Source organism: Mammaliicoccus sp. Dog046 (assembly GCF_034039665.1).
Classification (GTDB): domain Bacteria; phylum Bacillota; class Bacilli; order Staphylococcales; family Staphylococcaceae; genus Mammaliicoccus.
This window is the reverse complement of the sequence record NZ_CP120131.1, coordinates 2,039,275-2,058,349: the sequence shown is the minus strand read 5'-3', so window position 1 is coordinate 2,058,349 and position 19,075 is coordinate 2,039,275. Positions and strand designations below refer to the sequence as shown.

The 19,075-nt window shown below is 33.9% G+C and carries 19 protein-coding genes; 18 read left to right on the top strand and 1 reads right to left on the bottom strand.

Features of this window, described 5'->3' with window-relative positions:
* The first annotated feature begins 84 nt into the window (after window positions 1-84).
* The 15 genes from P3U32_RS10240 (at window position 85) to whiA (ending at window position 15,149) form a co-directional block, all read left to right on the top strand.
* The gene (locus P3U32_RS10240) at window positions 85-660 is read left to right on the top strand and encodes a TlpA family protein disulfide reductase (protein ID WP_323703036.1); all 576 of its coding nucleotides are present in this window, start codon (window positions 85-87) and stop codon (window positions 658-660) included.
* Window positions 660-1,310, top strand: a complete 651-nt coding sequence (locus P3U32_RS10235; protein ID WP_323703035.1) for an HD domain-containing protein — start codon at window positions 660-662, stop codon at window positions 1,308-1,310. Before P3U32_RS10240 ends, P3U32_RS10235 begins: the two co-directional genes overlap by 1 nt.
* An 8-nt stretch (window positions 1,311-1,318) precedes the next feature.
* Entirely contained in the window at window positions 1,319-1,549 is a 231-nt protein-coding gene (locus tag P3U32_RS10230) for a DUF2198 family protein (protein ID WP_323703034.1), read from the top strand.
* Window positions 1,550-1,727: 178 nt separating this feature from the next.
* The gene (uvrB, locus tag P3U32_RS10225; RefSeq protein ID WP_323704876.1) at window positions 1,728-3,713 is read left to right on the top strand and encodes an excinuclease ABC subunit UvrB; all 1,986 of its coding nucleotides are present in this window, start codon (window positions 1,728-1,730) and stop codon (window positions 3,711-3,713) included.
* 5 nt (window positions 3,714-3,718) lie between these two features.
* The gene (gene uvrA, locus P3U32_RS10220; protein WP_323703033.1) at window positions 3,719-6,553 is read left to right on the top strand and encodes an excinuclease ABC subunit UvrA; all 2,835 of its coding nucleotides are present in this window, start codon (window positions 3,719-3,721) and stop codon (window positions 6,551-6,553) included.
* A 16-nt stretch (window positions 6,554-6,569) separates the two neighbouring features.
* Entirely contained in the window at window positions 6,570-6,896 is a 327-nt protein-coding gene (locus P3U32_RS10215; RefSeq protein ID WP_323703032.1) for an SHOCT-like domain-containing protein, read from the top strand.
* Window positions 6,897-7,054: 158 nt separating this feature from the next.
* Entirely contained in the window at window positions 7,055-7,987 is a 933-nt protein-coding gene (hprK, locus tag P3U32_RS10210) for an HPr(Ser) kinase/phosphatase (protein ID WP_323703031.1), read from the top strand.
* Window positions 7,987-8,805, top strand: a complete 819-nt coding sequence (gene lgt, locus P3U32_RS10205; protein WP_323703030.1) for a prolipoprotein diacylglyceryl transferase — start codon at window positions 7,987-7,989, stop codon at window positions 8,803-8,805. Before hprK ends, lgt begins: the two co-directional genes overlap by 1 nt.
* A 20-nt stretch (window positions 8,806-8,825) precedes the next feature.
* Window positions 8,826-9,308: an acyltransferase gene (locus P3U32_RS10200; protein WP_323703029.1), complete on the top strand. Its 483-nt coding sequence runs from the start codon at window positions 8,826-8,828 to the stop codon at window positions 9,306-9,308.
* 8 nt (window positions 9,309-9,316) lie between these two features.
* Window positions 9,317-10,753, top strand: a complete 1,437-nt coding sequence (locus tag P3U32_RS10195) for a tetratricopeptide repeat protein (protein WP_323703028.1) — start codon at window positions 9,317-9,319, stop codon at window positions 10,751-10,753.
* A 63-nt stretch (window positions 10,754-10,816) separates the two neighbouring features.
* Window positions 10,817-11,767 (top strand): thioredoxin-disulfide reductase, encoded by a 951-nt coding sequence (trxB, locus tag P3U32_RS10190; protein WP_323703027.1) that lies wholly within the window; start codon window positions 10,817-10,819, stop codon window positions 11,765-11,767.
* A 192-nt stretch (window positions 11,768-11,959) separates the two neighbouring features.
* Window positions 11,960-12,865, top strand: coding sequence for an RNase adapter RapZ (gene rapZ / locus P3U32_RS10185; RefSeq protein WP_323703026.1), 906 nt, complete (start codon window positions 11,960-11,962; stop codon window positions 12,863-12,865).
* Window positions 12,862-13,848: a gluconeogenesis factor YvcK family protein gene (locus P3U32_RS10180; RefSeq protein WP_323703025.1), complete on the top strand. Its 987-nt coding sequence runs from the start codon at window positions 12,862-12,864 to the stop codon at window positions 13,846-13,848. The genes rapZ and P3U32_RS10180 overlap by 4 nt, the downstream gene beginning before the upstream one ends.
* A 77-nt stretch (window positions 13,849-13,925) precedes the next feature.
* The gene (locus tag P3U32_RS10175) at window positions 13,926-14,075 is read left to right on the top strand and encodes a hypothetical protein (RefSeq protein WP_323703024.1); all 150 of its coding nucleotides are present in this window, start codon (window positions 13,926-13,928) and stop codon (window positions 14,073-14,075) included.
* A gap of 132 nt (window positions 14,076-14,207) precedes the next feature.
* Window positions 14,208-15,149: a DNA-binding protein WhiA gene (gene whiA, locus P3U32_RS10170; protein WP_323703023.1), complete on the top strand. Its 942-nt coding sequence runs from the start codon at window positions 14,208-14,210 to the stop codon at window positions 15,147-15,149.
* Between the two features lie 321 nt (window positions 15,150-15,470).
* Here whiA and clpP read toward each other — a convergent pair whose 3' ends face one another.
* Complete coding sequence (gene clpP, locus P3U32_RS10165; protein ID WP_323703022.1) at window positions 15,471-16,064, bottom strand: ATP-dependent Clp endopeptidase proteolytic subunit ClpP; 594 nt, start codon at window positions 16,062-16,064, stop codon at window positions 15,471-15,473.
* 440 nt (window positions 16,065-16,504) lie between these two features.
* Here clpP and P3U32_RS10160 point away from each other — a divergent pair, with 440 nt between their 5' ends.
* The 3 genes from P3U32_RS10160 (at window position 16,505) to gap (ending at window position 18,973) form a co-directional block, all read left to right on the top strand.
* Complete coding sequence (locus P3U32_RS10160) at window positions 16,505-16,747, top strand: glutaredoxin family protein (protein ID WP_323703021.1); 243 nt, start codon at window positions 16,505-16,507, stop codon at window positions 16,745-16,747.
* A gap of 149 nt (window positions 16,748-16,896) precedes the next feature.
* Window positions 16,897-17,913, top strand: coding sequence for a sugar-binding transcriptional regulator (locus P3U32_RS10155; RefSeq protein WP_323703020.1), 1,017 nt, complete (start codon window positions 16,897-16,899; stop codon window positions 17,911-17,913).
* Between the two features lie 49 nt (window positions 17,914-17,962).
* Window positions 17,963-18,973 (top strand): type I glyceraldehyde-3-phosphate dehydrogenase, encoded by a 1,011-nt coding sequence (gene gap / locus P3U32_RS10150; RefSeq protein ID WP_323703019.1) that lies wholly within the window; start codon window positions 17,963-17,965, stop codon window positions 18,971-18,973.
* The last annotated feature ends 102 nt before the right edge of the window (window positions 18,974-19,075 follow it).

Sequence of the window (19,075 nt, the reverse complement as noted above, 5' to 3'; positions counted from 1 at the left end):
CTATTAAGAATTTAGACTATTTGCTTTTTTTTATTTTGATAGTTGATATAATATACGTAAATGGGTGTATAGAGGTTTGAAAACATGAAAAAATGGTTAAAAATCATAATAGTATTAATTTTAGTAAGTATTATAGGAGTAAGTGTTTATAAAGTAATTGGTATTAACCAAGTACAAACACAAGATCAATTTAAAGCACAACAAGGAAAACAAACTGCTCAAAATAGTCATCCTGCCACAGGATTAAACGTGAATGATGAAACTGTAAAAGTATTTTCGAAACAAAACACTGTAAACTTAAAAGAGGTCACTTCTAAGAATGAAATCACTGTGATTAATTTATTCGCATCATGGTGTGATCCATGTAAAAGAGAAATGCCTGAACTTGTAAAATACGCAAAAAATAAAGAAAATGGTGTCGAATTAATAGGCTTGAATGTAAAGGATAAACATAAACCTGCTGAACAATTGATTAAAAATTCAAAAGTGAACTATGATGTTTATGTAGCTGAAGATGATTTTTTGAAAAAATTTAAAGCATATAATATTCCAACGACATTATTTGTGGATAAGAACGGTAAGATTAAAAAAGTGTATTTAGGAGAACTAACTGAAAAGACATTAACTAACATTGTTACACAAGTAAAGGAGGAGAAATAATGGGCGTACACCAATATTTTAAGAGTTTATCAGATTTAGAGAAACTTGTAAGATGTCCTGGGAAATTTAAATATCAAGATCATAACGTGGCGGCACATTCGTTCAAAGTAACTAAAATTGCGCAATACTTAGCAACAGTTGAAGAACAAAATGGTCAAGCGATTGATTGGAAATTGGTATATGAAAAAGCATTAAATCATGACTATCCGGAAATATTTACTGGCGATATCAAGACGCCTGTAAAATATGCATCTTATGAAATAAAAAAATTATTCTCTCAAGTAGAAGAAGAGATGATTGATAAATTTATAACAGAAGAATTTCCTGAAGAATATCAAGAAATTTATAGACATAGATTACAAGAAGGTAAAGACGATAGTATCGAGGGACAAATTTTAAGCGTCGCTGATAAAATTGACTTGTTATATGAATCATTTGGAGAAATTCAAAAACGTAATCCAGAACCACTATTCTTTGAAATTTATGAAAGTTCTTTAGAAACAATTATGCAATTCGATCACTTAGCATCAGTACAGGATTTTATACAACATATTATTCCTGAAATGCTACAAGAGAAATTTATTCCACGTTCGGAATTAAGAGAAACAACAGTGTCGATACTTGAGAAACGTGAATCGAAAAGGAGTTAGTGAGTTGAATGATATGGCCAATTCTTGCATTGTTCCTACCTTGTTTAATGGTTATCATTTTTACACAAATTGCTCAAAACAAGTGGATTGGATTACTCGTTTCTAGTATTGTTATTGGTGTTTCTGTATACAAAGGTTTCTTTCATAATGAACTGATCATTCTATTAGATGTCATTAGTTTAGTTGTTGGCTTCTATATTGTAGATATACTAAAAATGGACAAAATCGAATCAAGATAAGTATTGATTTACATACATAAGAATGGTTTATAATCGACATGCGTCAGTAAAGAGGTTGGGACATAATGAAATGTCTCAACCCTTTTTTATATTTGTAAACATAATGAGAACAAACGTTTGCTTTTTTTTGCCATTTTTTGATAAAATACATGTATATATAAGAGAAATTAAGGAGGTTATTATGCAGCATTTTCCTTTTAAGATACATTCAGATTATTCACCACAAGGGGATCAACCGGAAGCAATAAAATCTCTTGTTAAAGGGATTAAAGACGGCAAGAGACATCAAACATTATTAGGTGCGACCGGAACGGGTAAGACATTCACGATGAGTAATGTGATTAAAGAAGTTGGAAAACCTACCTTAATCATAGCGCATAATAAGACCTTAGCTGGCCAACTCTATAGTGAATTTAAAGAATTTTTTCCAGAAAATAGAGTTGAATATTTCGTGAGTTATTATGATTATTACCAACCAGAGGCATACGTACCACAAACAGATACATTTATTGAAAAAGATGCCTCTATCAATGATGAAATTGATAAATTACGACACTCAGCAACAAGCGCATTATTTGAACGTGATGATGTCATTGTTATTGCAAGCGTGAGTTGTATATATGGTTTAGGTAATCCGGAAGAATATAAAGATTTAGTTGTCAGTACACGTGTTGGGATGGAAATGGAACGTAATGAACTGTTACGAAAACTTGTAGATAACCAATATTCTAGAAATGATATTGATTTTAGACGTGGTACTTTTAGAGTTAGAGGAGATGTTGTAGAAATATTTCCGGCATCAAGAGATGAGTTGTGTGTCAGAGTTGAATTTTTCGGCGATGAAATAGATCGTATTAGAGAAGTGAATTATCTGACGGGTGAAGTTATGGCTGAGCGAGAGCATTTCTTATTCTATCCAGCATCTCACTTCGTTACACGTGAAGAGAAAATGAAAGAAGCAATCCAGCGTATTGAGAAAGAACTTGAAGAACGTTTAACTTCATTAAGAAAAGACAATAAATTATTAGAAGCACAAAGATTAGAACAGAGAACGAATTATGATTTAGAAATGATGAGAGAAATGGGATTCTGTTCTGGTATTGAGAACTATTCTGTTCATTTAACATTACGTCCAAAAGGGTCAACGCCATATACATTATTAGATTATTTTGGTGACGATTGGATGGTTATGATTGATGAGTCTCATGTGACTATACCTCAAATTAGAGGTATGTATAACGGTGACCAAGCAAGAAAAAATGTACTTGTTGAACATGGATTTAGACTGCCAAGTGCACTAGATAATAGACCTCTTAAATTTGAAGAATTCGATCAGAAGACGAAACAACTCGTATATGTATCTGCAACGCCAGGACCATACGAGATTGAACACACGGATGAAATGGTTGAACAAATTATTCGTCCAACTGGATTATTAGATCCGGTTATTGAAGTAAGACCAAGTGAGAATCAAATTGATGATTTACTGTCTGAAATCAATGAGCGCGTGGATAAAAATGAACGTGTTTTAATAACAACTTTAACTAAAAAAATGAGTGAAGATTTAACAACTTATTTGAAAGAAGCAGGGGTTAAAGTTAACTATCTACATTCAGAAATTAAAACGCTTGAACGTATTGAAATTATAAGAGATTTAAGAATGGGTGTATATGATGTACTAGTCGGCATTAACTTGTTAAGAGAAGGGCTAGATATTCCAGAAGTGTCTCTTGTGACCATTTTAGATGCAGATAAAGAAGGCTTTTTACGTTCTGAACGTTCATTAATTCAAACGATAGGTCGTGCTGCACGTAATGACAAAGGTAAAGTTATTATGTATGCGGATAAGATTACTGATTCTATGAGAACAGCTTTAGATGAAACAAGTAGAAGACGTGAAACGCAAGAAGCTTATAACAAAGAACATAATATTACACCTCAAACAATTAATAAGAAAATTAGAGATGTCATTTCAGCAACTGTTGAAACGAATGAAACAAATGAAAAAGATAAGAAAAAAGCACCTAAGAAACTTACAAAACAAGAACGTGAAAAAACAATTCAGCGCATAGAAGAAGAAATGAAAGATGCCGCTAAAGCATTAGACTTTGAACGTGCATCTGAACTAAGAGATATATTGTTTGAATTAAAAGCAGAAAGGTGACTGAGATGAAAAATAAATCCATCATCGTTAAAGGTGCAAGAGCACATAATTTAAAAGACGTAGATATAGAAATACCGAAAGATAAACTGGTAGTGATGACAGGCCTCTCAGGGTCAGGGAAGTCTTCACTAGCATTTGATACTATTTATGCTGAAGGTCAACGCCGATATGTTGAATCTTTAAGTGCATATGCAAGACAATTTTTAGGTCAAATGGATAAGCCGGATGTAGATTTAATTGAAGGATTATCTCCAGCAATTTCAATTGATCAGAAAACGACGAGTAAAAATCCAAGATCGACAGTCGCAACTGTAACAGAGATTTATGATTACTTACGTTTATTATATGCACGTGTAGGTAGACCAATATGTCCAAACCACGGGATTGAAATTAAATCTCAAACTGTTCAACAAATGGTAGACCAAGTAATGACATTAGAAGAACGTACTAAGATTCAAATATTATCTCCAATCGTTTCAGGTCGTAAAGGAACGCATAAGAAACTGATTGAAGATATTGCTAAAAAGGGTTACGCAAGATTGAAAGTTGATGGAGATATCGTCGATGTCGATGATGTGCCGGAATTAAGCAAGAATCAAAATCATTCTATAGATGTTGTTATCGATAGATTAGTCATTAAACCTGGAATTGAAGCAAGACTTGCAGATTCTTTAGAAACTGCATTAGAGTTAGCTGAAGGTAATGCGATTGCTGATATTATTGATGGTGATGAAATAAAATTCTCAGAACATCATGCGTGTCCATTATGTGGTTTCTCAGTGGACCAATTAGAACCGAGAATGTTTTCATTTAATAATCCATTCGGAGCATGTCCTTCATGTGATGGATTAGGAAGTAAATTAACAGTTGATGCTGATTTAGTCGTACCAGATAAAACATTATGTTTAAATGATGGCGCGATATTACCATGGCAGCCAATTAGTTCAAATTACTATCCAACATTACTAAAACAAGCGTGTGAACATTTTAATATTGATATGGATAAACCATTTAATAAACTAACTAAGAAAGAAAAAAATATCGTGTTGCGAGGTCATGACGACGAAATTGAATTTGAATTCAATCAAGATTATGGCGTTAAGACTACACGTTCAAGAAAAATGCCGTTCGAAGGTGTATTGAATAATATTGAACGACGTTACCATGAATCACCTTCAGAGTATGTACGTGAAGTGATGCAGAAGTATATGGTTGAGAAGACTTGTGAAACTTGTGATGGTTACCGTTTGAATGAGAAAGTTCTATCAGTAAAAATCGATGGTCAACATATCGGTGAAGTTGTAAGATATTCCATTTACAATGCGATTAACCATTTTGAACATTTGAATTTAGATGATCGAGAACGTGAAATATCTAAATTGATATTGAAAGAAATACATGAAAGATTGTCATTCTTGAATAATGTTGGTTTAGAATATTTAACATTAAATCGTGCATCTGGGACTTTATCAGGTGGAGAGGCACAACGTATTCGATTAGCTACGCAAATTGGTTCAAGATTATCTGGTGTGTTGTATGTGTTAGATGAACCATCAATAGGCTTGCATCAAAGAGATAATGATCGTTTAATTGACACTTTAAAATCAATGCGTGATATGGGTAACACTTTAATCGTCGTTGAACATGATGAAGATACAATGAAAGCTGCGGATTATTTAGTTGATATCGGTCCGAAAGCAGGTGTCCATGGTGGTGAAGTTGTCGCGATTGGTACGCCAGAAGAAGTCATGGAAAATGAAAATTCACTGACCGGACAATATTTAAGTGGTAAAGAAAAAGTATTTGTCCCATCGAAACGTAGAAAAATAACAAAACGTAAAATTTCTGTTAAAGGTGCAACGAGCAATAATTTAAAAAATATCGATGTAGATTTTCCTTTATCAGTGATGACGTGTGTGACAGGTGTGTCTGGATCAGGAAAGAGTTCATTAGTCAATGAAGTGTTATATAAAGGATTGCAAAAGCAACTTTATAATACGAAGACGAAACCTGGAGAGCATAAATCGATTAAGGGCGTTAATGAAATAGAAAAAATTATAGACATCGACCAATCACCAATTGGACGTACGCCACGTTCTAATCCAGCAACATACACAGGTGTGTTTGATGATATTCGTGATGTGTTTAGTCAAACTAATGAAGCGAAAGTTCGTGGTTACCAAAAAGGGCGATTTAGTTTTAATGTAAAAGGTGGCCGTTGTGAAGCGTGTAAAGGCGACGGTATTATCAAAATTGAGATGCATTTCTTACCAGACGTATACGTACCATGTGAAGTTTGTGATGGAAAAAGGTATAATAGAGAAACATTAGAAGTTACTTATAAAGGTAAAAGTATCTCTGATGTACTAGAAATGACTGTAGAAGATGCTTATCACTTTTTTGAAAGTTTACCTAAGATAAATAGAAAATTAAAAACAATCGTAGATGTTGGTCTTGGTTACGTGAAATTAGGTCAACCAGCAACAACGTTATCAGGTGGAGAAGCACAACGTGTCAAACTTGCTTCTGAGCTTCATAGACGATCTAATGGAAAGTCGTTGTATATACTGGATGAACCGACAACTGGTTTACATGTAGATGACATTAAACGTTTATTAAGTGTATTAAATAGACTTGTTGAGAATGGCGATTCCGTTATAATAATAGAACACAATTTAGATGTGATTAAAACTGCAGACTATATTATCGATTTAGGTCCTGAAGGTGGAGATGGTGGTGGAGAAATCATCGCAACTGGAACACCTGAAGATATAGTAGAAGTTGAAGCGTCTTATACAGGAAGATATTTAAAACCGATACTTGAAAGAGATCGGACATAATCCGGGAGGGAACGTTATGAACGAAGTACAATTAAAAATTTTAGAACTGATTGAAAATGGACAAATTACAGTAGATGAAGCAGTGAAATTACTTGATGCTACTTCTAATAATGAACAAAGTGGTAAATGTTCTTCAAGTCAGTCTAGAGAAAATGTAGAAGCAATGTTTAATGACTTATTAACTAAAGTTAAGACAACTGCTAAGAATGGTAAGACTGAATTTGAAAAGCAATATAATGAAAGAAAGAATACTGAAAATGATCCGATTCAACAATTGGATGAGTCATTAAGAAATATTATTCGCTCTTTCAATAAAAATAATAACCAAGATAAGGATATTTAATTGTTTAGAATTAAATGACGAAATATCATAAAGTAGCCTGGGCAATTGTGTCCAGGTTTTTCTTTTGCTATAAAAGATATGTTCGTACTATCTATAATGATTGCAGTTATGCTTAAAGTTCATTAGAATTAACATATATTAATCTAGAGGTGAACCCTATGATATCAAGTAGTAAATTAATTGAGCAATTTAATATGGAAGTAATTGCTGGTAAGTCTGGATTGCATCGTAAAATTACAGAAACAGATTTATCACGTCCTGGTTTAGAAATGGCGGGATATTTTTCTCATTATTCTTCAGATAGAATTCAAGTATTAGGTACAACAGAGTTATCATTTTATAATTTGTTGCCTGATGAAGATAAAGAAGGGCGCATGTCGAAATTATGTAGACCTGAAACGCCTGCTATCATCATTACAAGAGGTTTAGAAGCACCTCAAGAATTAATCGACAGTTGCGATAAAGATAATACGCCACTATTGAGAACAGATGCTTCTACAACAAAACTGATGGGACAAGTTACTGGTTATTTAGAAAGAGAATTGGCGCCTGAAACTTCACTACATGGAGTGCTTGTCGATGTCTACGGTGTAGGTGTCTTAATAACGGGCGATAGCGGTGTCGGTAAAAGTGAAACAGCGTTAGAACTTGTTAAGCGCGGACATAGACTCGTAGCCGATGATAATGTTGAAATTAAGGAAATTAATAAGAATGAGTTAATCGGGAAAGCACCAAAGATTATTGAACATTTATTAGAAATAAGAGGATTAGGCATTATCAATGTGATGACATTGTTTGGTGCAGGTTCAATCTTAATGGAAAAACGTATTAAATTAAATATTAATTTAGAGACTTGGAATAAAGAAAAGATTTATGACAGAGTTGGATTGAATGAAGAAACATTAAATATTTTAGATTCTAAAATAACTAAAAAAACCATTCCAGTTCGACCTGGACGAAACTTAGCTGTTATTATTGAAGTCGCAGCGATGAACTATCGTTTAAATAATATGGGTATCAATACTGCAGAAGAATTTAATAATCGTCTTAATGCAGAAATATTGAAAAATGCACGTAAGGAGAATGATTAATGGATTTACTAGCTATCGATCCCGTTGCGATACAATTAGGGCCATTATCAATCAGATGGTATGGAATTATAATCGCTTCAGGTATCTTAATAGGCTATCTCATTGCACAACGAACAGCGAAGAAGGTAGGCATTAGGGAAGAAACATTAATTGATTTGATCATTTGGTGTGTTGTTATGGCCATTATTTGTGCGCGTATTTATTATGTTGCATTTGAGTGGCAATATTATAGTCAACATTTAGCAGAGATACCGTTAATAATGAATGGTGGTATTGCGATACATGGCGGCTTAATTGGTGCATTTTTAACTGGGTTTATATTATGTAGAATGAAAGGTTTATCGTTCTTCCAAATAGTAGATATTGTTGCGCCAAGTATTATTTTGGCACAAGCGATTGGAAGATGGGGAAACTTTATGAATCAAGAAGCACACGGTGGACCTGTATCACGTATCTTCTTAGAGAATTTACATATACCAGAATTTATCATCAACCAAATGCAAATTGATGGTATTTATTATCATCCAACATTCTTATATGAATCATTATGGAATGTCGTTGGTTTTATAATATTAATGCTCATTCGACCTCACTTAAAAATTGGTGAAACGTTCTTTGCATATTTAATTTATTATTCTATCGGCCGCTTCTTTATTGAAGGATTGAGAACAGATAGTCTCATGCTGACTGAATTTTTAAGAATTGCACAAGTTATCTCAATTGTGATTATTGTGGTATCTATCCTATGTATTATTTATAGAAGAATACGCTATAATCCAAGTAAATTCAGAGATGTTAAAGGTTATTATCATAACTAAATTTGAAAGAAGTGTTTTGAGTGCGCGCATTGAAAACGAAAAAAATTACGGGATCAAATCCTTTATGGAAAATGTATGAAACAGTACATTTCATAAAAGTGTTTAAAAATGTTATTATCATTGAAATTAGTAGGTATTTACCAAATGTGAAATGGAAACATTTTCTATATAGAAAAGCTTTAAACATGAAGATCGGACCGAAGACAGCTTTTGCATTTAAAGCGACACCTGATATCATGTTTCCTGAAATGATATCGATTGGACAAAACTGTATCATAGGATACAATGCAACGATATTGTGTCATGAATACTTAGTGGAAGAATATAGAGTAGGACATGTAAAGATTGGTAACAATGTCTTAGTAGGTGCTAATGCTACAATTCTAGCAGGTGTTGAAATCGGTGACCAAGCTGTGATTGCAAGTGGCACGATTGTGACCAAGGATGTTCCAGCAAACATGATGGCATTTGGTAATCCTATGCAACTTAAAACGAGGCGGTGAGGCAACCTTTGGGAGACAACTCGAATATTATACACGTAAAGTTTGATAAAGACTTTTATTATCAAAAAGCAATGAAAAAAATGAGAGAACAAGATTTTGCACATGCCGAGTCTTTATTTAAGAAAGCACTTGAGCTATCTCCAGATGACTTCGTTATTATACCGCCTTATGCAGAATGTCTAGTAGAACTTAATCATACAACTCAAGCAGAAGAATTGATGTATGATCAAATTGTGAAAGGTCATTATACGACTGATTATTATTTTTATTTAAGTCAAATGTATATAAAGACGAATGAACCGAATAAAGCATTTTTATTTGGGTTGCGATATGTAACCGAAGAAGAGGATCAAGATTATTTTGAAGAAATGATTCAGATGTTTGAAGTGAAGTATGACGATCAAACGGTCGTTGAAGAAGAAGCTGAACGTTTTGTTATTCAACATATTTTTCAATATTTATTTGCGAAAGGTAGATTACAAGATGCAAATGAATATATAGAAAATCAGCGCTTATCGATGCAAGAAGATAAACATATTATGAATTTAAAAGCGATGTCGCTACTTTACAATGGTCAATATGAAGAAGCGGAAGCGATATTACAAACGTTATTAGAACATAATTCATCTGATATTTATGCGCTATGTCATATGACGTTGTTGCTGTTTAATACAGGACAAGAAGAAAGATATAAACATTATTTAAATCAATTGAGTAAACTACATCCTATAAATGATGAAGAGTCTTTTAAATTAGGTGTTGTATTGAGTTATTTAGGTAAGCACGTATCTTCAAATCAGTTGCTCGTACCACTTCTGAAAAAGGCACAAGCGTCAATGCCACAGTTACATCATGCTTTGAGTTATAATTATTATCACTTAGGTTATGAAGATGAGGCAAAACGACATTGGCAAAGATTTGAAGATAGTGTACAATATCATAGTCAATTACCACCTTGGAAAATCGATGAACTTAAAGGGAGATTAGATAGATTTATATTACCGCTATTAAGAGATGAAGATTATAGATATCGCATATATGGCATATTCTTATTAGGGCATATGAAGCATCGTGAACTTGTCATGTCTCATGAAGTATGGGATTTACTAGAAAACATGCCGGATTATGAAAGATTGTATTTAACATATACGTTCCAAAATCTACATCTCGATAAGTTAGGTTTTATTGATAGAGGTATGAAATTGATTTATAGATCTGATTTTCAGCACTATGGAACAGAGCTATTCGTATCATGGATAGAACATGCAGAAATGCTCATTGCTGAAGACGAATCATTAGAAGAGGTTGATCACTATGTAGCTGCTTCAGTTTATATTTATTTGAAAGTACTTAATAAGAAAATTACAAAAAAAGAAATCAAAGAAGCATTTAATATAACGTCATATCGTTTGAATAAAGCGATAGATGCAATAGTGAGCATATAGATATACTTAAGAAATAGATTGATGTACAATTCTACTGAATTAAGAAGAGGAGGCAGTTTTTAAATGACTACACAAGTAGATTATGATGTAATTATAGTTGGAGCAGGGCCAGCAGGAATGACTGCAGCTGTTTATGCTTCAAGAGCAAACTTATCAACTGTTATGATAGAGCGTGGTATGCCTGGTGGACAAATGGCAAATACGGAAGACGTAGAAAACTTCCCAGGATTTGACCTTATTACTGGACCAGACTTATCAACTAAAATGTTTACACATGCACAAAAATTTGGTGCTAAATATGAATATGGTGATATTAAAGAAATAGAAGATAAAGGCAACCATAAAGTTGTTCATATGGGTGATAAATCATTAACAGCACGCGCAATTATTATTGCAACTGGTGCAGAATACAAAAAAATCGGCGTACCTGGTGAACAAGAACTAGGTGGACGTGGTGTAAGTTACTGTGCCGTATGTGATGGTGCATTCTTTAAAGGTAAAAACCTTTACGTTATTGGTGGCGGAGATTCAGCAGTTGAAGAAGGTATCTTCTTAACTAAATTCGCTGATAAAGTAACAATCGTACACAGAAGAGATGAATTAAGAGCACAAAAAATCATTCAAGACCGTGCATTTAAAAATGAAAAAATTGATTTTATTTGGAACTCAACATTAAAAACAATTAACGACAAAGATGGTAAAGTAGGATCAGTAACATTAGTTTCAACTGAAGATGGAACTGAAACTGAACACCAAGCTGATGGTGTGTTCATTTATATTGGTATGAAACCATTAACAAAACCATTTGAATCATTAGGTATTTTAAATGAGAATGGCTATATCGTAACAAATGACGAAATGGAAACAAATGTTGCTGGTGTTTATGCAGCTGGTGATGTTCGTGATAAAACATTACGTCAAATCGTTACAGCTACTGGTGACGGTAGTATTGCAGCACAAAATGCACAAGCATATATAGAATCATTAGAAGACGAAGAACAATTAATTCAATAAAACGAAGTAAGTAGTGGCTGGGACATAATGTTATGTCTCAGCCTTTTTTAGTATCTAGTCATCCTTGCCGGGGCGGGAATAAGAAATCTTTTTTATAAATTAGATTTCTGTCCCGCTCCCCAGTTAATTAATGTTTTTTATGAAAGAATCATGTAAGATAAAGGTATATAGGATAGGTAAAGGAGTAATGTTATGCAACCTGTTGATAAGACTAATGTGAAAAATGAACTGCTTGTTGTTACGGGGTTATCCGGAGCGGGTAAATCTGTGGCATTACAAGCTTTAGAAGACTTGGGTTATTTTTGTGTAGATAATTTACCGCCCATTTTATTGCAAAAATTTGTTGATTTAATGGATCAAGGGAATCCATCGCTTTCTAAAGTTGCAATTGGTATCGATTTAAGAGGAAAAGATTTCTTTGGTGATTTAAGAGACGAATTGGATTACATTCAAAGCGAAAAAAGAGTCATCGTAGATATTCTGTTCCTTGAAGCAAGTGATACAAAATTAATTTCAAGATATAAAGAAACAAGAAGAACTCATCCTTTAAGTGAAAAAGGTAGTTTATTATCAGCAATTGAACAAGAAAAAGAATTGTTAAGCGATATTAAAGGTATAAGTAATTTTGTAATTGATACGACGGAGATGAAACCGAAAGTATTAAGACAAAAATTAATAGAAACATTTGAAAATGATCCTACGACTACTTTCCAAGTGAGAGTGTTAAGCTTTGGGTTCAAACATGGTATGCCAATCGATGCGGATATCGTATTTGATGTACGATTCTTACCGAATCCATATTATGTAGAAGAACTTAGACCTCTAACTGGATTAGATGATGAAGTTTATCAATATGTTATGAAATGGAAAGAAACAGCGACGTTCTATAAGAAGTTCAGTGAGTTACTTATGTTTATGTTACCAGGATACAAGAAAGAAGGTAAATCGCAATTGACAATCGCAATAGGTTGTACAGGCGGACAACATCGATCTGTTGCACTTGCGAAGCGGTTAGGAGAAGATATTAAAGATAATTTTGATTATGTCGTGTATACGTCACATCGCGATGCACATATTGAAAGCAAGAAGAAAAAATGAAAAAGTTAAAAGTCGTCCTCATAGGAGGCGGGACCGGTCTTTCAGTCTTAGCAAGAGGATTGAAAGATTTTAATATAGATATCACTGCCATCGTAACAGTCGCAGATGATGGCGGTAGTACAGGTAAAATTCGTGATGTGATGGATATACCTGCTCCTGGTGATATTAGAAATGTGTTAGCAGCATTAAGTGATACAGAACCAATGCTTGAAAAACTATTCCAACACCGCTTTGAAGAAGAGAAAATAGGTGGACATTCAGTTGGAAATCTATTGTTAGCAGCTATGACGAATATTACAGATGATTTCGGCCATGCAGTGAAAGAATTAAGTAAAATTCTAAACATTAAAGGGCAAGTGATTCCATCTACAACTAAAAGTGTTGTATTAAATGCAGTAATGTCAGATGGCGAAATCGTTGTTGGTGAGTCTAATATTCCAAAAACATCTAAGAAAATTGAAAAAGTATTTTTAACACCTGAAGATATTGAACCTATGGAAGAAGCAATCGATGCAATACAAGAAGCAGATTTGATTGTTATGGGCCCAGGTTCGCTATATACAAGTATTATACCTAATTTGATATTGAAAAAAGTAAAAGATGCATTGATTCATACAGAAGCTGAAAGGTTATATGTATGTAATTTGATGACACAACAAGGTGAAACGACTGGTTATTCAGTAAGTGATCATGTGAAAGCAATTCATGACCATGTTGGAGATGCGATTATTGATTTTGTTATATGTCAAAAAGAACGTTTTAATGAAGAAATTTTATTAAGGTATGAAAAAGAAGATTCAAAACAAGTTGAATTTGATGGTTGTAAATTAGAAAAAATGGGTGTTCAATGTATTCATGATGAGCAATTAGTAAGTATTACGCCACATCAATATATTAGACATAATAATGTCGTACTTGCGCAAATGATTTATGAAATTGCATTAAGAGAAATTAGCACAATTCAGTATAAGAAAGATAAATAATGGACTGGGACATTACATTATGTCCCGGTCTCAATACCATTTTTTATATAGGGGTATATAAACTGGGGTGATGGATATTGAAAAAAGTTCAATACATGATGGTACTTTTGGGATGTGTCATGTTACTCATTGGATTAACAATTAGTCAGCAAGTAGGAATTTTCTTTTTAGTTGTTGGTTTATTGATGTTAATTGTCGGTGTGATTAAAGAAACAAAACCAAAATGATAAAATGTATAAGTTTAATAACTTGATACGCCCGGCTAATACATGTAATATTATTAAAAAGAGAAACGTATGATATGTCATCTGGCATATCATTATTTTTATGTTTATAAATCGTAGAAAGGATGACATGCTATGAGTTTCGCGTCAGAAATGAAAAATGAACTAACTAGAATCGAAGTTGATGACTGTTGTGCCAAAGCAGAACTTTCAGCTTTGATAAGAATGAATGGGAATTTAAGTATTTCAAACCAACAGTTTGTCATAAATGTACAAACCGAAAACGCAGCGATAGCACGTCGTATATTCTCGCTTATTAAAAAATGCTTTGGAGTAGAAGTTGAATTATTAGTTAGAAAGAAAATGAAACTTAAGAAAAATAATATATATATAAGCAGAATTAAAGTGAAAGCTAAAGAAATTCTTGATGAATTAGGAATATTACAAGACGGCATGTTTAAACACGAAATTGATAAAGATATTTTACAAAAAGACTGCTGTAAACGTAGTTATTTAAGAGGTGCTTTCTTAGCAGGAGGATCAGTAAATAATCCAGAAACATCTTCATATCATTTAGAAATATTCTCACTGTATGAAGAACACTCAGCTGACTTAACAGCATTGATGAATCAATACCAATTAAATGCGAAACTCCTTGAACGTAAAAAAGGCTACATCAGTTATCAAAAAGAAGCGGAAAAAATATCAGACTTCCTAAGTTTAATAGGCGGATATCAAGCATTACTGAAATTCGAAGATGTTAGAATCATTCGAGATATGAGAAATTCAGTTAACCGACTCGTGAATTGTGAAACAGCAAATTTAAATAAAACAGTTAGTGCAGCAATGAAACAAGTAGAAAGTATTCAACTTATAGATCAAGAAATAGGGATAGATAATTTACCTGACCGTTTAAGAGAAGTCGCGCGATTAAGAATAGATAATCAAGACGTATCAATCAAAGAACTCGGCGAAATGGTAAGTACCGGAAAAATATCAAAATCAGGTATTAACCACAGATTGCGTAAATTAAATGAAATGGCCGATAAAATCCGTAATGGAGAATCGGTTAATTAAGAGAAATTTAGGAAAAATATTTTTGGTATGAAATAAGATTGAATGAAGCGGAGGTTGGGATTCTGGCTAACGGACATAATTAAGAATAGTGTCCGTTACACGATTCTAAGGGACATAATTCGGAAAAGTGTCCGTTACACGGTTCTAAGGGACATAATTCGGAAAAGTGTCCGTTACAGCATTCTAACGGTCATAATTCCGAATACTGGCAGTTACAGCAGCCTAATTCTCCCAAATAACCCCTGAAATCCTATAAACAAACCAAATCAAAAAAAGCTGGAACACAATCATTGTGTTCCAGCTTTTATTTTTAATTCTATTTTATGCTTTAACGTCTTCTGGATGCATAACATCATCGATTAAGCCGTATGATTTAGCTTCTTCTGCTGTAAGGAAGTTATCGCGATCTGTGTCTTTTTCAATTTTTTCAATTGGTTGACCTGTACGATCAGATAAAATTTTATTTAATTTTTCACGCGTACGTAAAATGTGTTTAGCTGCGATTTCGATTTCTGTTGCTTGACCTTGAGCGCCACCAAGTGGTTGGTGAATCATTACTTCACTGTTTGGTAAAGCGAAACGTTTTCCTTTTGCACCTGCTGCTAATAGGAATGAACCCATTGAAGCTGCCATACCGATGCAAATTGTTTGTACATCAGGTTTAATGTGTTGGATAGTATCGTAAATTGCGAAACCAGCTGTAACACTTCCGCCTGGAGAGTTGATATATAAATAAATATCTTTCTCAGAGTCTTGTGCTTGTAAGAATAATAATTGTGACACGATTGAGTTTGCTACGTTATCATCAATTGCTGATCCTAGCATTATAATGCGGTCTTTCAATAAACGAGAATAAATATCATAAGCGCGTTCGCCACGGTTTGTTGTTTCTATAACTGTTGGTATTAAATTCATCAGTTAATCCTCCTTTGAATATCTTAATGACCATATCATACACTATAAAGTCAAACATGGTCAAAATATATGACCTACTGATGAAAATTATAACTTAAATTGCTGATTTATACACTGGAAATTTTCGACATGTATTGTCAATGTTTGCATAAATGATATAATAGTTTCCGTAATCAATGAACTGAGTGCAATGGATATGTGTCGCAGGTATGTTGAAGTGTGCGCATCTTTTTTTAATAATTGTCACTGCTTTATGAATGGTCATTTCATTCACTCCCAATTAGTTGATACTTTCATTGTAATGGTTAGTTGTTAAGCTGATATAAATGAAACATTAAGATTATCTCTCCGTAGTGTAAAGGATAACACGCAAGATTCCGGTTCTTGAAATGGGCGTTCAATTCGTCTCGGGGAGGCTTATTATAGATAGGGATGATGAGATGTATATTCAATTTTATATTGGATCGAATTGTAGTTTGTGTGAGGACGCGAAATTACAACTTTCATTTTTCAAGGAAGAACACGATGAAATTTGTATTGATACTATTAATATAGAAGAAGATGATAATCTAATGGAGAAATACATGATGAGAGTGCCGGTCGTTATGTATAAAGGGGTCGTTCTACAAGAAGGCAACATTGATTTTGTTACATTGTCTGAATCGTATGAAAAAATGAAATAATAGCTCATGCTTTTACTTGCAATCTTATAGACCTAGGTGTATCATAAAAATGTAAACAGATATTATTTTTTTGACCCGCATGGGACAAAAAACGTCTAACCTAGGTTAGATACTGCCCATCTGTTAATCTATGAGGAGGCGTCTTGTTTATGGAAGATTTGTTGAAGATACAACATAAACTCGTTCCTGATTTGATAGACAAGATGTACCGACGCTTTAACATCTTATCAACGATTGAGAAGATGCAACCAATTGGTCGTAGATCCTTAAGTGATGTTATGAATATTACTGAACGGGTATTGAGAACAGAAATAGAGATTTTAAAACAACAAGACTTAGTCAGCGTACAGTCAACAGGTATGAAATTGACTGAAACTGGTGATCAAATACGTTCATCGTTGTCCCATTACTTAACGTTATATTCAAGTTTTAATCATATTGAAGATGAAATATTTAATCGATATGGCGTTAAAGCGCATATAGTGAGAGGTAATTCGGACTCAGATGAGATGGTTAAAGCAGAATTGGGTAATGTTACAGCAGAATTACTTGAACAGTCATTGTATACGAATGCTTCTGTTTCAGTAACAGGCGGTTCAACAATGGCTAGGGTGAGTGAATCACTACATCCTTTAGATAAGGATATCTTGTTCACACCAGCACGAGGCGGCTTGGGAGAGAACGTTGTATTCCAAGCGAATACGATATGTGCAAGCATGGCTCATCGAACAGGTGGGTCGTATAAAGTCTTGTATGTTCCTGATCAAGTCAGTGAAAACTCATATGAAACGTTGCTGAGAGAACCAGCAGTTATCGAAGTCCTTGATGCAATTCGTCATTCAGACTTTATAATTCACGGCATTGGTGATGCGCTGAAGATGGCTCAAAGAAGAAAGACTTCTGAAGCAGTATTAAGCCAGTTGAAACATCACTATGCAGTCGGAGAGGCCTTTGGTTATTATTTTAATGCTAAAGGTGAAGTCGTACATCGCGTTAAAACAATCGGTTTGCAGTTGGAAGATTTAGCAACAAAAACGAATATTTTTGCAGTCGCTGGAGGTGCATCTAAAGGGGAAGCAATTAAAGCTTATCTTGAGATCGCACCCAAGAATACAATTCTTATAACCGACGAAGCTGCTGCAAAAGCAATTATCAATTTGGAATAAAAGGTTTAATTACCTTTTTGAAATAACAATTATAAAGGAGGCCATCATAATGGCAACTAAAGTAGCAATTAATGGATTTGGTAGAATCGGTCGTTTAGCATTCAGAAGATTACAAGAAGTAGAAAATATCGAAGTAGTAGCAATCAACGATTTAACTGACGATGCAATGTTAGCTCACTTATTAAAATACGATTCAACTCAAGGTCGTTTCAAAGACGAAGTAGAAGTTATCGAAGGCGGATTCCGCGTTAACGGTAAAGAAATCAAAACTTTCGAAAATGCTAACCCTAAAGAATTACCATGGGGCGATTTAGATATCGACGTAGTATTAGAATGTACTGGTTTCTTCGCTGACAAAGAAAAAGCATCAGCTCACATCGAAGCAGGCGCTAAAAAAGTATTAATCTCAGCTCCAGCATCAGGCGACTTAAAAACAATCGTTTATAACGTTAACCATGACGAATTAGACGGTTCAGAAGAAATCGTTTCAGGTGCTTCATGTACAACTAACTGTTTAGCTCCAATGGCTAAAGTATTAAATGATCAATTCGGTATCGTTGAAGGTTTAATGATGACTATTCACGCATACACTGGTGACCAAAATACTTTAGATGCACCTCATTCAAAAGGTGACTTCCGTCGTGCGCGTGCAGCAGCTCAAAACATCGTACCTAACTCAACTGGTGCAGCTAAAGCTATCGGCTTAGTAATTCCAGAATTAAAAGGTAAATTAGATGGATCAGCTCAACGTGTACCAGTAGCAACTGGTTCAGTTACAGAATTAACTGCAGTATTAGACAAAGAAGTTTCAGTAGAAGAAATCAATGCAGCAATGAAAAATGCTACAAATGATTCATTCGGTTACACTGAAGACGAAATCGTATCTTCTGATATCATTGGTATCACTTACGGTTCATTATTCGATGCAACTCAAACTCGTGTAATGACAGTTGGAGATCGTCAATTAGTTAAAACTGTATCTTGGTATGACAATGAAATGTCTTACACTTCACAATTAGTTCGTACTTTAGAATTTTTAGCTGCTCAAGCTAACAAATAATTTAAATAAATGAACTAAATAGGTTATGCTTATGAGTAAGCGGGGAGCACATCGCTTCTCCGCTTATTTTTAATCAGTCCATATTTTCTATTATCTAGAGGA